The organism is Streptomyces sp. NBC_00887, assembly GCF_045207585.1.
In genome coordinates, this window is the sequence record NZ_CP108788.1 from 9,833,785 (window position 1) to 9,848,594 (window position 14,810).

A 14,810-nucleotide genomic window follows, 5' to 3' on the forward strand; every position below is an offset into this window, starting at 1 on the left:
GGCCGCTGGAGGAAGGAAAAGCAGAGTGATCCTCACCGTGACCAGCTCGTTGCGTATGAGCTGCCGACAGAGGGTCCGGGTCAGGCCTTACCGCTGTTGGGATGCAGGACTGCCTCGGCGATCTCTCGGACACGGTCCATGGTGATGCCGGTCCGCTGTTCGACTGCGAGGGGATGGTCGGTGGGCTCCAGTTCGATGAATGGACGCTGGCCGAGCGGACGCGTGTGAGCGTGCGTCTTCAGGTTCGTGGTGCTGGGTGAGTAGAGCGCCAGCTCGGTGGTCAGCCAGCCGAAATAGGGGGTTCGGCCTCTCGGCCGGGCGTCTCCCAAACGTCGAGGGACCGGGCGAAGTTGTCGCGGCTGAGGGAGACCCAGACGCCCCAGGAGAACGCGTGGTCGCTGTCGATCACAGGTATTTCGATCGTGCCTCTGAGGAAGAAGTGCTCGTTCTTGATGATGCACTGGTCGGTGGAGAGCATGCTGGCGGAATCGCCAGCAAAGCTCTCGGACCAGACGTCGGGCGCCATGGTGGAAAACCCCATGGGGAGTTCTGCGTGGTACTCATCGCAGCAGGAGCAGGTGAAGCCGAGATCGTTAGCCATGGCCGGGAGCCTAACGATGTGCTGCACTGCGGCCCCGGAGGGGTAACGGCAAGCTGCGCCGGAGAAAGTTACCGACTGCTGTCGGTTGTGGGGCGGGGCGGCGGTCAGGAGGACGCGCTTGCGGAGGAGGGGGAGTTTGCCGCGTCCGAACATCTGGCGTTTGATCATCTTGATGTGATTGGCCCGGCCCTCCACCGGGCCGGAGTACCAGCGGGTGGTCAGGCGCTGCGTTTGACGGCGGTACCGAGGTTCTGCCGAGATGAAATCGGTCGGCAACCTGAATTGCGCTCGGGGCACCGGTGCGGGCGCCGTCGGCATAGGGCCCATGTGCAGTTCCCGGGCGATCTCCCGGATGCCGTGTCCCTGGGCCAGCAGAGCATGAACGGTCGCGTGACGTTCACGGCATCACCGTCCGCCGCACCGCACGAGCTACGGTCCCCGAAGAGTTACTGAGCGGGCGTCGCCAGCGCCGGCCCAGCCAGCTCGACCCCTTCCTCGGCCCGGTCATCCGCCGTGGCCGCCCATACCCACAGTCCGATGAAACACACAAGGAGCAGCACGAGCACAGCCAGGCAACCGTTGAACAGGCATCCCCCGGCCGTTCCACTGCGTACCCCGTCGCGTCTTCCCATGGCCCGAGCATGCCGGTGCCCAGACCGGCCAGGGGGCACGAGTCCAGGCCGTAACTCACTCCATCCCTGCGCGAGACCACTCGTGGTGACCGCCGGGACGCCGTCTGCCGCCCGTCCGGATCCCGGGGCAAAAGTGCTGTGGCGGTGGTGACCACCATCGCCACCCCGCGCCGCTGTACAGGCCGGGAGAGAGGCTGCGCCGACCCGATGCCGGCCGATCCTGGCCGCTGCGCTCGGTGTCGTCCTGCGCAGTCGCACTTACCCCTCCGCTATCCCCTCCAGTAACCCGTCCGTTTGCCCCTTTACTTACAGGCGCGCACGATTCCGCCCGACGCCTGCATAGGCCCAGGTCAGGCACCGGTTTTCGTCTGGTGAGTATTCAGACTTCCCCTTGTTCTCCTGGTCTGCCCTGCTGTGGTGGCTGGTGGTGGGGGTGGTCGCGGGAAGTCGAGCGGCGCTGCGCTGGCCTTCTTCTCCGGCCCGACGCGAGACGTCGGGCCGGGCCGGCCGCTTACTGCGGAGTCGGCGGCTGCGTCCGTCAGTCACCCCATGGCAAGCGCCCTGCGCTCAGTGGACGACGGAGTTGTCGGCGCTTCGGGTCTAGAACTCAAGGAGCGGCCGGGGCGTTGGCGCCTCCGGCGAGACCTTCCCACCACTCGACTCGGCAGGGTGGCAGTGCAGCCCAAGTTCGACGGTTCTCCAGACACCTCGTGATGTCTCATTCGGGTAGGTCCCAGAGCCGCCCATAGCGGCTGGGGATGGACGGGAGCTCAGGCTTCCAGGAAGAGGCGCGACGCGAGTGCTACTCGGCGGCCGCTTGGCGCCGTCCAGCAGAGCACTCTGGTCAGGGCTGCTGCTTTGTGCGGCTGGCTGAGGCCTGCCGCGTGTCCGCGCCGGAGCTGACGTGCCGTTGTGCCTCCTGGGGGCCGTGCCAGTCCAGGCACATCACGGTGGCGTCGTCCCCGAGCCGGCCGCCGGCGGCATCCCGGACCGCGGACGTCAGCATCAGCGCGGTCTCCCGCGGGTGCAGGTCCCGGGTGCGCTCCAGCAGGGCGGGCAGGTCGACCTGCTCCCCGTGACGTTCCAGCATGCCGTCGGTGAACATGAGCACACGGTCACCAGGGCGCAGGTCGAGGTCCTGGACGCGGTAGGGGCGGGTCGCGAACTCGGACAGCCCGAAGGGATGGTCCACCTCGCAGGTGATCACCTCCACCGCGCCCTCGCGCATCCGCAAGGGCCAGGGGTGACCGGCGTTGACGAGCTGGGCCTGCCCGGTGTGGAGATTGATGCGCAGCAGTTGCCCGGTGGCGTGACCGTGGCCGTGGGCGACCAGTGCCTGGTCGGCCCGGTGGGCCTGTTCGGCCAGGCCGGCTCCCGCGCGGCGGGCGCCACGCAGGGCGCTCACCAGGACCGTGGCGGCCAGAGCGGCATCGATGTCGTGGCCCATGGGGTCGGTCACCGAGATATGGAGGGCGTCGCGGTCCAGGGTGTAGTCGAAGGTGTCGCCGCTGAGGTTTTCGGAGGGCTCCAGGCTCCCGGACAGGGTGAACTGCGCGGCCTCGCAGGACAGTGACGGGGGCAGCAACTGGTACTGGATTTCTGCTGCCAGGGTGGGAGGCCTGGAGCGTTTGCCCCACGTGTAGAAGTCGGTGAAGCGCCCGTTGGCGATCACGACGTAGGCCAGGATGTGGGCCGCTTCTCCGACCTCGTCAAGGACGTCCTCGCCGGGGCCGGCCGGCAGGAGCAGTTCCAGCAGCCCGATCGCATCCCCCCGGTTGGTGACCGGCACAATCACCCGCTCTCCCTGACCGGTCGCCTCCTGATACAGCCGCTGGGTACGGATCACCTCCTCGTAGACGCTGCCGAACAAGGGGATCCGCTCCGCCTTACGGCCCTCCTCCGCAGGAGCGGTGGACAACCGCGCCACTGCCTTCCCCGTCAGGTCCACGATGAGGAAAGAGACCTCCATGGCATTGAAACGCAGCCGCAGGTCCTCCGCGACCACGTCGACAGCCTCCACCGGCGCCGCCGTCTCCGCTGCCGTCAGCAACCGGGGAAGTCCACGCTGCCCACCACTCACGACCACAGTCCCTTCCACCCGTCCCGCCTACCAACCTGAGAATTACCACGGCGAGCGTCAACACATGAAAGTCACAATAAGTGAAGATGATCAGGTTATGCATTCATAGAAATGGGTTTGTTTCCCGACGCCGCCCGCGAACGCGACCGTCACGAGCCGTCTAAAAGCAGTTCCGTAACTGTTGGTTGTCACCGGGCAGCGGCGTGCAGGTCCCGGATGTACCAGTCGAAGCGTGTGCCGTCCTTGCCGTGCGTCGGCTTGCCCGGGGTGAACCCTGCCCGCTGCGCGACTGCGGCAGATGCGGGATTTTCCGGCTCGACCTGAATGACCGCCTCCGCCTCGCCCTCGCTCGCCGCGTACTGGGACGCCAACAGGACCGCGCGGGTAGCCAGGCCACGCCCCCGCCAGGACGGATAAAGGCCGTAGGCGACATTCACCTGGCCGGGCGCCAGACCTTCTCCTGCGAACCGCAAGTCGATCGTGCCCGCGAGCACTTCGTCGGCACCCATCCGGATGCCGAACGCGCGGAGTGGCCCGGCGGTGTCCCACTGCTCCCGGCAGTGCCGGAAGTACGCTTCGATGCCCTCGCGCGTGCCGGGACCGCCGTTGAGCCAGCGAACGAGTAGCTCGTCCTCCCCCGCGAGGTGCGCCTCCACGTCGTCCAGGCGCAGGGGGGACAGAGTGATGATTCCGTCGGACAGCTTCACTTCATGCATCCGGTGATTCTTGACGCCAGAGCCGTGCAGCACCATCGGATTCTGCGCGACATCACACAGAGCTCCCCGGACACAGGAGATGATCTCCGTGTGTGGTGGGATCACGGCGTCGGAGCCGTCCTGGATAGCCCCGTTCACCGGGCTGAGCCCGCGTGCCTTCGCGAAGCTGGTGGCGGTTCTGCGTCGTGAGGGTGCGGACGCGGTCCGCAAGGGCCGGCCGTGGAGCCTTCCGCTGGAGGACCGGGCACTGCTGGTCGCGGTGTACTGGCGCCGAACCTGACCATGCGGCAGCTCGCTCCGCTGTTCGGGGTGTCGAAGTCGGCGGCGGACCGGATCATCGATCACCTCGGGCCGATGCTCGCCCTCCAGCCCCGCAAGCGGTTCGCCAAGGACGCCGTGCTCATCGTGGACGGCACCCTGGTTCCCACCCGCGACCACACCATTGCCGAGCGGTCGAAGAACTACCGGTACTCCACCAACCATCAGGTCGTCATCGATGCCGACACCCGCCTGGTCGTCGTGGTCGGCCGACCGCTCGCCGGGAACCGCAACAACTGCAAGGCGTGGGAGGAGTCCGGCGCCAATGCCGCGGTCGGCAAGACCACCACGATCGCCGACGGCGGCTACCCGGGCACCGGACTGGTCATCCCGCACCGCCGCGAGCGCGGCCAGACCGAACTCCCGGACTGGAAAGAAGAACACAACAAGTCCCACAAGCAAGTCCGAGCCCGCGTGTCGAGCACGTCTTCGCCCGCATGAAGACCTGGAAGATCCTCCGCGACTGCCGCCTCAAAGGCGATGGCGTCCACCACGCCATGCTCGGCATCGCCCGCATGCATAACCTCGCCCTCGCTGGATAGGCCGACGGGCGGTACAGCAGTCCACCATGCCCCGAGGCGACTCAAAGATCATTTACGGGACAACCCTTAGTCCTGGACTCGACTGATGGGCACATCACGTCAAGCCTCCAAGCCGGGCTGGCGGGTGGGCGTGGGACAGATTCTGTGGCCTTGGTGATCGAAGACGTACAGACGCGCCATGTCCACGAGAAGTGGCACCTGCGCCCCTGTCCGCAGTCGCAGGTCGGCCCCTGCGCGTACGACGAAGTCGCCGGCAGAGACGGCTGTCCGCGCGCGTGGTAGCTCCGGCGAGGCACCTCCTGCGACTGGCGCGGTAATCCGTGAGATCACTTGCTGCTTGAGCCGGGCCAGCATCTTGGGGCCATCGCTTCCTTGGCCGAGGCCGGAGTGCGGCGGCCGCGGCGACTCCAGGTCGTGGATCACGGCCGGAGTCGAGCCGGTGCTGAGATGCACCAGCGTCTCGTGCCCCTGGAATTCCAGGTGCTGCACGATCCCGGTCAGCGCGATCTCGTCGGCTCGGGCCTGGCTGGGCGGCGCGATGCGCGCGGCCTCGGAGCGTAGCCCTACGATGATCTGCCGACCCTGCTGGATTCGGAGCAACTGGTGGTCCGCGTGGCGCGCTTCGGACAACGGCAGCGTCTGCGAGCCGAGGTTGATCGACATCCAGCTGCCCAGCGGCGCTTGCACGACGGCCTGCAGCAGATTGATGCGCGGGGTGCCGATGAAGGCCGCGACGAAGACGTTATCGGGCAGGGCATAGATCTCGCGCGGGGTGCCGACCTGCTGGAGCACACCGCCGCGCATTACGGCGACCCGATGGCCCAGCGACATGGCCTCGGCCTGATCATGGGTGACATAGATGGTGGTCACCCCCAGCTCGGCGGTCAGCTGGGCGATTTCGGCGCGCAGATGGCTGCGCAGCTTGGCGTCGAGATTGGACAGCGGCTCGTCCATCAGGAAGGTGGAGGGCCGTCGGGAGATCGCGCGGCCCATCGCGACGCGCTGGCGCTCACCGCCGGAGAGCTGGGGGGGAAAGCGGTCCAGGAGGTCCTCGATCCCGAGCATCCGCGCGGTCGCTTCGACACGCGGGTCATGGTTGCCCTGTGGGTCCTTCACGCACAGCGGGAAGCCGATGTTCTCGCGATTTGTCATGTTGGGGTAGAGCGCGAAGCTCTGGAATACCATAGCCACATCCCGCTCTCGGGGTGGGATGTCATTGGCGTATTCGCCGTCCAGCAGCAGTTCGCCCTCGGTGATGTCCTCCAGTCCGGCGATCATCCGCAGCACGGTGGACTTGCCGCAGCCCGAAGGACCGAGCATTACGAGAAACTCCCCCGGTCTGACGCTGAGGGAGAGATTGTCGACGGCACGCTCAGCAGCGCGAGCATGTCTCTTGCTGACGTGGTGAAGGGAAATGGCGCGTGTCATGGGTCCTGCCCAAGAGGAGACGGTTGCGTTGTGGTCGGTTCCTGCAGAGTGAGTTGCCGGGGGCTCGCTCGCCTACTCTGTCGGCGCGTAAGGCGTTCATGGCCAGCACCGTGATCCGTTCGGCGCCGTAGGAAATCGCGCCACCGGAGGAAGGCTCCAACTGCTCCTACGCTGTGTTTGAGCAGGTGCACGACAGGCGTCAAGAGCCCTCTGCCCCTAAAAAAAGGGGCAGAGGGCCGACCGGCTTTCAGGTGAGCTGCCGCTGTTGGTTGGAGCCGTCGCGGCAGACCTCGATGATCAGCTTGCCGATCGAGGTTGCCCTGCTTCGCGATGGTGGCGTAGCTGAGGTGCCGTCCTGGCCGGGACGCGTGGGCTGGCCTTCACCCCGTCTGGGAGAAGCCGTCGGTTGCGGCATCGGCACTGTCCAGGGCGATTGCGAGGAGGTGTACCCCGGGAGGGCCGGCATGGGGTACAGAGATCGTCGGGAGGACAAGCTCGGTCAGTGTCCGGGAGGTGTCGGCTGGGACGGCGATCGCGCCAATCCATGCGGGGGTGTCGCTCCGGCCCGTCTGGGTGTTGTGGTAGGGCAGCTCGATCACCGGCGCGCCGTCCTGTCGAGCCGTTCCCCAGGGCGAGACCGATGGCAAGCGGAACTCTTCCACGTTGCCGTCGTCGTACGTCAGCATGCCGTATCCGTCGGTGAAAGGTTCGGACGCCACGAGGAGCAGGCCAACTCGGGCGGCGCGCCCGCTGAGAGAGATCCGCTGGCCGTTGGGGCGGACGGCGTCGGGTGCTCCCGGGGACACTGCCGGCCACCGGAAGGTGAACCCGAGAGCGTTGACGGCCGCACCTGGTGTGATCCCGGCGTCGGTGAGGGTTTGCGCGGAGAGACTGAGCCTCTGGGGGCCGAGTTCGCCACGGCGGGGGTCGTTGTCGTTGGTCACCGTGACGGCGTCGAAGGCTGCTTCCAGCGTGGGGAACACAGTGGGCCCCGCCGCGTCCTGGTCGCGGTGCAGGGACACGGCAAGCTGGTACGGGCCCCGGGCAGATGTCACGCGGACCTCGACGCGCCGGGCTTCAACGGTGCTGGGCAATCGCAGGATTCGGCAGTGGCCGATGGTGGTACCCGAGGCGATCGTAGTCAGGGTGCTGTTGATGTCCGCATAGACGTCGAACTGCTCGACCTGCTGGCCGTTGGCTATGTCTTCCCGCAGCACCACGAGGTTGAAGCTCTGGTCGGCCGAGAACGTAAGTGTGGTCGAACCGTCCCGCTGGGGCCCGGAGCGAGCGCCGGACGCGAGGTCATCGCCGTACACCCGGGCGAGTCGTTCGCCGAAACCCCTGATGCTGTCGACATCGGGCGCGGCCAACAGCCCGTCGCGGTTGGGTGGGACGTTCAGCAGGAACACGGTGTTGCGGCCGACCGAGTGTTCATAGAGCTCGAGCAGCTGCTGCGAGCTCTTGACCGAGTTGTCCTGGGAAGCGTGGTAGAACCAGCCCGGGCGGATCGACACGTCCGACTCGGCCGGATACCAGTGGCACCTGACACCGTGACGAAGGCTCTCGACGCTGCCCAGGTCCACCGCTTGGTGGTCCAGAGCCAGCTCTCCGGTGCCCTCCGGATCGCCGGTGAACGGGACCACGCTCCATTCCGTGGTGCGCGCGATACCGACCTCGTTGCCGACCCACCGCGCGTCGGGTCCGCCGAAGATGACGGCGTCGGGCGCGAGGACGCGAATGAGCTGATACCACGCCTGGCGGTCGTAGGTCTGGGGGTGAGAGCTGTCCGGGTTGGCGCCGTCGAGCCATATCTCGTCGATCGGACCGTAGTCGGTGAGCACCTCGTAGAGCTGGTTGAGGTAGAACCGGTTGTAGTCGTCGGCGGTCACGCCGAAGGACGGTAGCTCGCCGCCTGCGACCCGGCCGGCGCGGTCGTCGTCCTCGACGAGCGTGGGGATGGTGCACCGGCCCCGGGCGCTGCCGTTGCCGTACCGGCGGTCGATGTGTATCTGATGGAGGTCGGCGGGGGAGAGGTAGAGCCCGACTGCTAGACGGTGTTTGCGGGCGGCTGCCACGAGTTCCCCTACGACGTCGCCCGACCCGGAGCGCCATGGGCTCGATGCGACCGAGTGCCGGGTGTAGCGGGTTGGCCACAGGCAGAATCCGTCGTGGTGCTTGGCGGTGAGGATGACCGCTTTGAAGCCAGCCGCGGCGAGGTGTTCGACCCATTGGTTCGCGTCCAGCGTGGCGGGGTTGAACAATGTCGGGTCTTCGGTGCCGGTTCCCCACTCCAGGTCCGTGAACGTATTGATTCCGAAGTGGATAAAGGCGCTCAGGTCCCGCTTCTGCCATGCGAGTTGGCGTGCGGAGGGCCGCACCATGGAGGCCGTGGCGCGCAGGTCCCGATCGCTGACTGGCTGGACAGGCGTGGTCGAGTTCATTCCTTCTGTCCTTCCACTGCCTTGACGGTGGCGTCCAAGGCGTAGGTGGTGCGTTCGTATGTGCGCTGCGCGATCAAGACGTAGATGAAGTCGAGAACGAGCAGCTGGGAGTGCCGGGCTGCCAGGGCCTCCGGACGGAAAGTGGTCTCGCGTACCGACGAGGTCAGGACCAGATCCGCTGATTGGGCCAACGGCGAACTGGCGAAGCTGGTCAGGGCCACGGTCGTCGCGCCCGAGGCGCGGGCGCGTGCCATGACGTCTAGGGTTTGCCTCGTGCGGCCCGAGTGGGAGATCCCGAAAGCGACGTCTCCAGCTCCGAGCAGCACAGCGCTCGTCAGGGCGCTGTGAACATCGTTACGGGACCACGCCGCGATGCCGATGCGTTCGAGGCGGTACTGCATTTCGAGCGCTGACAGCCAGCTCCCGCCGACTCCGAACAGGTCGACCCGGCGGGCGCGGGAGATCAGCTGCGCCACGCGCAGCGCGGTCCTCTGGTCGATCTGAGCCGCGGTCCCCTGTATCGCCAGCGCGTCGGCGCCGGCGACGACCTCCAGTACCCGGTCGGGGGGATCGTCGGGAAGGATTTCCTGGCCCAGATCACTCTCCCACTTGGCCTGCTCGGCTCGCGCGATCTCGGTGGCCAGGGCCGCTCGGAACATTCGGTAGTTGTCGTATCCGAGCCACCGGCAGAAGCGTGTCGCGGACGCCGGAGCCGTCCGGGCGCGCTCGGCCAGCTCGACCAAAGTCAGGGTCGCGGCGTCCCTGGGATTGCGTAGCACTTCCGAGGCGACGCGTGCCAGGGCCTGGGGGAGCGCGTCCAGCTCTGCCTCGATGTGGGCCAGCATCGGCGCGAGGCCGGACCGGTTTCTTGGGCTGTCATCGGACACGATTTCCACTTCCGTTAAGTGTACTTCCTGGGTCATTTCACTGCGCCCGCCGTGATGCCGGACTGGATACGGCGGTGGAAGATGACATACACCATGATCACAGGCAGCATGGCGATGCTCAGCCCGGCGAACAAGGCGCCCCAGTCGCTGCTGTAGCCCTGGTTGATTGCTAGCATGGCCAACCCCTGTGCCAGGACGTAGTTGTCCGGATCCTGGTTGAGGGCCAGTGGCAGCAGGTACTGGTTCCACAGGCCGAGGAAGTTGAAGATGCCGACGCCGATCAGGCCGGGCGTTGCCAAGGGGAGCATGATCTGGAAGAACACCCTGAAGTGACCGCAGCCGTCGATCACGGCCGCCTCGGCGAGTTCGCTCGGCAGGGTGCGGAAGAACGCGGTCATGAAGAAGACGGTGAACGGCAATGAGTAGGCGGCGTAGACGAGGATGAGTCCGAGGTCCGTGTTCAGCAGCCCCATGCCCTTGACCACGAAGAACAACGGGATCAGGGCCAGGAACACGGGGAAGGCCATCCCCGCCACGAACAGGTAGTAGATGACCTGACTGCCGCGAAACGGGTATCGGGCCAGCACGTACGCGGTCATGGACCCCAGGAGCATCACCAGGACGACTGCACTGGTGACGACGATGAGGCTGTTGAGGAAGTACTGCCCGATGGACGCCTCGTTCCAGGCTCTTGCGTAGTTGTCGAACTGGGGCTTGTCCGGCACCGACCACGGGCTGGTGAAGATCTCGTCCGCTGTCTTGAGCGAGCTGATGACGGCCCAAAGCAGGGGGAGGGTCACCACTAGAGACCACCCGATCAGGACGACGTGGGTGGAGCCTGCGAGGGGGCGGACACGGGGGCGGGTTGGCCGCCGCGCGTGGCGGGCTGGGGGGTCGGTGCGCGGTTCGCTGGGCGTGAGTGAGGTCGACATCGGCGGAACCTCTACCGTTCTATAGAGTCGCGGCGGGACAGTTTGAAGGTGAAGACGGCCATGACCATGGTGAGCAGGAAGAGGACCACTCCGAACGCGGTCGCGTAGCCGAACTGTCCGTACTTGAACGAATTGTTCCAAAGGGAGAGGCCGAGAACCTCGGTCGAGTTCCCCGGGCCACCTGGGCCGATGGTCATGATCTGGACGAAGGCGAAGCCGTCCAGGGCCATGATCCCGAGGGCGACGAAGGAGACCTGAACGCTCTCCCACACCATGGGAAGGACGATGCGAAAGAACGTGGTCGGCCTACTCGCCCCATCGAGGGCCGCGGCTTCCAGGACCTCGGACGGGATCGCCTGCACTGCCGCGCCGAACAGCACGATGTAGAAACCGAGCGTGCTCCAGATCATCACCACCATCACAGCGGGCAGCGCGAATCCCGGTTCGGCGAGCCACTCGTGCTTCAAGCTGCCCAAGCCGAGAGCGTCCAGCACGGCATTGAGTAGACCGCTGCGGGGGGTGTAGATGAACTGCCAGAGCACCCCGACAACGGAGACCGCCAGAACCTGCGGGAGGAAGAACAGGATCTTGTACACGCCGGCACCCCGCACTGGGGTGTGACCTGCTCCCTTCCGGCGTCCACCGAAGTACAGCAGACCTGTGATCAGGAGGGCTGCGGCTACGGTCACCGCCGGAATCACCGCGAGCATGACAGCGTTATTCCGCAGAGCGGCCCAGAAGTGCTGGTCGGAGAAGAGCTTGCGGAAGTTGTCCAGGCCGACGAATTCAGCCTTGTCGGAGTAGCCGCCCCAATCTGTCAGCGACAGATAGAACGCTTGAGCGTAGGGGTTGAGGACGAACACTCCGTACAGGAGAAGCGGAGGGCCGAGAAATGCGGCGATGAACTTGCGGCGACCGTGGCGCATCATGTTGAACCTCGGCTCCTCAGCGGGTGAACTTGGCGATCGAAGAGTCCGCCGCGATCTTGTCGGCCGCCTTCTGGCAGCGCGCGGCCCACTCCTTCGGTGTGATAGCGAGTGTCATCAGCTCGCCGTTGGCGCTGGCGACCTCCTCCTGGAGCTGCGGGTACCAATCAGAGAACGTGTGCAGCACCACATTGTCGCCCGCGGCCTCCAGGCTGTCCCGTGCGGACTCGACGCCAGGACTCAGCGTGACGCCAGCCGAGCCGCCCTTCAGCACAGTCATCGAGCCGGCGGTCCTGGCGAAGTTCTGCGACGCCTCCTTGGACAGCATCAGGCGCAGGAACTCCATGCCCCCTCGCGGGTTGCTTCCCTGCGCGGGAACGATGAACGACTCGGAGGCCTTGGCGTACACGGTCTTCTGCGGCATCACGTCCCGGCTGGTCAGCGATGGGGTGGGTGCGATGACGGTGTCAAAGCCGTCCGGGATGATGCCCTTCATCTCGTTCTCGATCCACGTACCACACGGGATGAACGCCGCCTGCCCCTTGGCCCAGGCGGTCTGCGCCTCGGTGTGCGTCAGCGCGGCAGTCCCAGGCAACAGGTAACCCTTCTTCGCGATCTCGTAGATGGCTTCAGCTGCCTCCAGCACCGCGGGGTTCTTCCACGCCTTGGGCTCGAGGTTGTCGATCGCCTTGACGACGTCCCGGCCGCCGGCCTTGGTCGCCATGGCCATGAGTGCTTCGGTCCAGTACCCGGGGTGCTTGCCCTGGTATGTCCAAGGGGCTACCCCTGCGTCCTTGATCTCGGCGCACAGTGCCAGCATCTCGTCCCACGTCTTGGGGTACACCCAGCCATGCTTGGCGAACAACGACTTCGAGTAGCAGAACCCGAAGACGGTGGTGATGTAGTTGAGCTGGTAGACCTTGCCGTCGAACAGTGCTCCTTCCACGACACCGGGAAGGAGTGTGTCGCGCACCTTGATCGACGGGTTGTCCACGCTCGGCGCGTCGAGAAGGGGTGCCAGGTCGAGCAGCTGCTTCTGCGTGACCAGCGAGGCGATGCCCAGACCGGGCGCGTCGGCCAGGTCCGGCGGGTTGCCGCCGACGAACCGGGGCTGCAGTGTCTCCGCGACCTGCTGGATCGCCTCGAGATCGACCTTGGCGTCCGGGTAGCGCTTGCTGTACAGGTCCTCGACAAACTTGGCCCACTGGTCGCCGTAGCCACCCTTGAAGATGACCACGTTCAGGCCCGCGTCATCTGGCACGCCGAGGGGGTTGTTCTTAGTAGCGCTCTTGGTGGGGGCGGGGGACTTCTCGCCGCCGGTGGCACAGCCCGTCAGGGCGGCGACTCCGCCGGCCGCTACCAGGGCGGCCGCACCGCGCAGCATCGCACGGCGATCGATGAAGGTGTTTCTGGACATGGTTTCCTCCTTGGACGAATCGGATGTGCTAGCAAAGCGTGAGGGGGATGAGGTTGCGGCGTCAGGCGCCGCGCCGGAGCCGTCCGGCATACCGAGCTTCGAGCTCGTTGTTGTGGGCGTCGCCCTCTGGGATGTTCGCCGAGAGGTAGACCGGCGGCGCCTCGTCCGCGGACAGCATCTGGGCCACGACCTCGGCGACCATCATCTGGGCCAGCAAGGCGGAGGTGATCGTGGAAACGGCGCCGAACGAACCGCCACCGGGTAGCTCCAGCACCGAGTCGCCCAGGGGTGCGCCGTTGTCCAGTACGACGTCCGCGAACTCATACAGCTTGCGCCCACTGGGATGCCGAGAGGGGACTGCTGTGCTGTGCGCCAGGGACGTCAGGGCGATGAGGGGGTGGCCGCGCCTCTTCACGATATCGGCGAGCTCCACGACAACTCCGTTCACACCCGAGCTGGAGATGATGACGAACGCGTCCTCCGGCTGCACCGGGGCCGCGTTGAGGATTCGCTCCGCGACACCCAGGTCTCGCTCCAGCAACGGGTCTGACAGGACGCTGAGCGGTTCGCCGCCGTGCAGCACGATGTCTCGCATCGCCAGCCTGTTGGTCGGCACCAACCCGCCGGCTCGCCCGGCAATCTCCATAGCCACGGCCTCGGAGTGTCCCGAGCCGAAAGCGTTGACGATGCCGCCACGCCGAAGGCTCGTCACGACCAGGTCAGCAGCCTGAGCGATTGCCTTCGTCTGCTCGGACGGAACCCTGGAGACGTAGGCGGCGACGGCCTCCGCGTAGCGCTTGCCACAGATTGACATTTTGGTCCTCACTTGGCTGAAAATAATTATGATCGCCTGTGGGTCCAGTTTGTATCACGGCCACATGGGCCATCGCTAGACTTCATTTCCCTGAGAGGTAGGATCTATGGAACTGACGTTGGGTGTCGACGCTGGGGGCACCGCGTCGCGGGCCGTGGTTGCAACACCTGCCGGGCGGGTCCTTGGCAGCGGCCGCGCCGGGGGAGGGAATCCCGTATCGCGCGGTCCGGCCAAGGCGGCCTCGGCAATCGCCGAGGCGGTCCGGCAGGCGCTGGGCGACCTGGACGCCAGCCGTTTGACGGCTGTCTGTGTCGGAATCGCGGGCGTGGGTGCGCTTCAGCAGCGCCACGTGGCGGCTGAGTTCGCGGCGATGTGGTCCGACCTCGGAGTTGTCTGCCCGGTTCGCTACCTGGACGATCCACTCCTGGGATTCGTTGCCGGGGCTGCCGAGACCTCGGGGCACGTGTTGCTGGCGGGCACCGGAGCTGTGGCCTTGCGCATCGAAAACCTGCAGGTCACTGCCTGTGCGGACGGCTTGGGCGGCGTCCTCGGCGACGAGGGATCGGGGTACTGGCTCGGGCGTGAGATCACGCGTGCCGCGGTGCGGCAGCTGGCCGAGGGGCGCCCGGGACTGCTGGCGCAATTGGTGGTCGATGCCCTGCTCGGACCGGGGGGCGATCGGTCACCGCGCGTCGCACACGCCATCGCCGAACTGGTGCAGAGTGATCCGGTGGGCACCCTGCCGCCGTTGTCTCCCTTGATCACGGCCGCTGCGCGTGCTGGTGACCCGGTGGCGGCCGAGATCGCTGATTCGGCGGCGCAGCGCCTGGTCGCAAGCCTGGCCAGCGTACGAGAGGCCGCATCCGAGGAGCCGATCATCCTCGCGGGTGGTGTCCTGACCTCGGCCGGACCGGTGCGCAGTCGGGTAGTCGCCCTGTGTTCCCGGCGCTGGCCGCACGCGCTCATCGCTAGCGCCGGCGACACCGCACTGGCCGCCGCTTGGCTGGCCTGGGACCCGCGCCCCGATTGGCATAGCTGGTTTGCCCGCTATGCCCCGGAATCGTAGGACCCCCCGC

10 protein-coding genes and 2 pseudogenes are annotated in these 14,810 nt (G+C 66.4%); 2 read left to right on the top strand and 10 right to left on the bottom strand.

The genetic code is table 11. From position 1 onward, the window contains the following. Positions 1-80: 80 nt before the first annotated feature. The 3 genes and pseudogenes from OG844_RS44790 to OG844_RS44800 form a co-directional block, all read right to left on the bottom strand. Positions 81-928, bottom strand: a pseudogene (locus tag OG844_RS44790) (DUF2199 domain-containing protein). A 1,149-nt stretch (positions 929-2,077) separates the two neighbouring features. Beyond that, positions 2,078-3,253 (bottom strand): PP2C family protein-serine/threonine phosphatase, encoded by a 1,176-nt coding sequence (locus tag OG844_RS44795; RefSeq protein ID WP_406395946.1) that lies wholly within the window; start codon positions 3,251-3,253, stop codon positions 2,078-2,080. A 248-nt stretch (positions 3,254-3,501) separates the two neighbouring features. Beyond that, on the bottom strand, positions 3,502-4,029 hold the full coding sequence (locus tag OG844_RS44800; RefSeq protein WP_406387399.1) for a GNAT family N-acetyltransferase: 528 nt from the start codon (positions 4,027-4,029) through the stop codon (positions 3,502-3,504). Between the two features lie 88 nt (positions 4,030-4,117). On the opposite strand from OG844_RS44800, the pseudogene OG844_RS44805 reads away from it, so the two are divergent. Further along, positions 4,118-4,889 (top strand): annotated as a pseudogene (locus OG844_RS44805) (transposase). A 99-nt stretch (positions 4,890-4,988) separates the two neighbouring features. On the opposite strand, the gene OG844_RS44810 reads toward OG844_RS44805, so the two are convergent. The 7 genes from OG844_RS44810 to OG844_RS44840 form a co-directional block, all read right to left on the bottom strand. After that, positions 4,989-6,317: an ABC transporter ATP-binding protein gene (locus tag OG844_RS44810; RefSeq protein WP_406387398.1), complete on the bottom strand. Its 1,329-nt coding sequence runs from the start codon at positions 6,315-6,317 to the stop codon at positions 4,989-4,991. 380 nt (positions 6,318-6,697) lie between these two features. After that, a complete protein-coding gene (locus OG844_RS44815; RefSeq protein WP_406387397.1) occupies positions 6,698-8,758 on the bottom strand; it encodes an alpha-L-fucosidase in 2,061 nt (686 codons plus the stop codon). Continuing rightward, positions 8,755-9,681 carry a MurR/RpiR family transcriptional regulator gene (locus OG844_RS44820; RefSeq protein WP_406387396.1) on the bottom strand — a complete coding sequence of 309 codons (927 nt, stop codon included), beginning with the start codon at positions 9,679-9,681 and terminating at the stop codon, positions 8,755-8,757. The genes OG844_RS44815 and OG844_RS44820 overlap by 4 nt, the downstream gene beginning before the upstream one ends. After that, complete coding sequence (locus OG844_RS44825; protein WP_406387394.1) at positions 9,678-10,577, bottom strand: carbohydrate ABC transporter permease; 900 nt, start codon at positions 10,575-10,577, stop codon at positions 9,678-9,680. Before OG844_RS44825 ends, OG844_RS44820 begins: the two co-directional genes overlap by 4 nt. Before the next feature lie 11 nt (positions 10,578-10,588). After that, positions 10,589-11,506, bottom strand: a complete 918-nt coding sequence (locus OG844_RS44830; RefSeq protein ID WP_406387393.1) for a carbohydrate ABC transporter permease — start codon at positions 11,504-11,506, stop codon at positions 10,589-10,591. A 16-nt stretch (positions 11,507-11,522) separates the two neighbouring features. Next, on the bottom strand, positions 11,523-12,920 hold the full coding sequence (gene ngcE / locus OG844_RS44835; RefSeq protein ID WP_406387391.1) for an N-acetylglucosamine/diacetylchitobiose ABC transporter substrate-binding protein: 1,398 nt from the start codon (positions 12,918-12,920) through the stop codon (positions 11,523-11,525). 61 nt (positions 12,921-12,981) lie between these two features. Beyond that, complete coding sequence (locus OG844_RS44840) at positions 12,982-13,734, bottom strand: sugar isomerase domain-containing protein (protein WP_406387389.1); 753 nt, start codon at positions 13,732-13,734, stop codon at positions 12,982-12,984. A gap of 106 nt (positions 13,735-13,840) precedes the next feature. On the opposite strand from OG844_RS44840, the gene OG844_RS44845 reads away from it, so the two are divergent. Then, positions 13,841-14,800, top strand: a complete 960-nt coding sequence (locus tag OG844_RS44845) for an N-acetylglucosamine kinase (protein ID WP_406387388.1) — start codon at positions 13,841-13,843, stop codon at positions 14,798-14,800. Positions 14,801-14,810: the final 10 nt, after the last annotated feature.

What these genes read in the sequence shown, in the direction of transcription:
- OG844_RS44810 (WP_406387398.1), bottom strand. Translation starts at nt 6,317, where the DNA reads ATGACACGCGCCATTTCCCTTCACCACGTCAGCAAGAGACATGCTCGC.
- OG844_RS44830 (WP_406387393.1), bottom strand. Translation starts at nt 11,506, where the DNA reads ATGATGCGCCACGGTCGCCGCAAGTTCATCGCCGCATTTCTCGGCCCT.
- OG844_RS44815 (WP_406387397.1), bottom strand. Translation starts at nt 8,758, where the DNA reads ATGAACTCGACCACGCCTGTCCAGCCAGTCAGCGATCGGGACCTGCGC.
- OG844_RS44845 (WP_406387388.1), top strand. Translation starts at nt 13,841, where the DNA reads ATGGAACTGACGTTGGGTGTCGACGCTGGGGGCACCGCGTCGCGGGCC.
- ngcE (WP_406387391.1), bottom strand. Translation starts at nt 12,920, where the DNA reads ATGTCCAGAAACACCTTCATCGATCGCCGTGCGATGCTGCGCGGTGCG.
- OG844_RS44820 (WP_406387396.1), bottom strand. Translation starts at nt 9,681, where the DNA reads ATGACCCAGGAAGTACACTTAACGGAAGTGGAAATCGTGTCCGATGAC.
- OG844_RS44840 (WP_406387389.1), bottom strand. Translation starts at nt 13,734, where the DNA reads ATGTCAATCTGTGGCAAGCGCTACGCGGAGGCCGTCGCCGCCTACGTC.
- OG844_RS44800 (WP_406387399.1), bottom strand. Translation starts at nt 4,029, where the DNA reads ATGCATGAAGTGAAGCTGTCCGACGGAATCATCACTCTGTCCCCCCTG.
- OG844_RS44825 (WP_406387394.1), bottom strand. Translation starts at nt 10,577, where the DNA reads ATGTCGACCTCACTCACGCCCAGCGAACCGCGCACCGACCCCCCAGCC.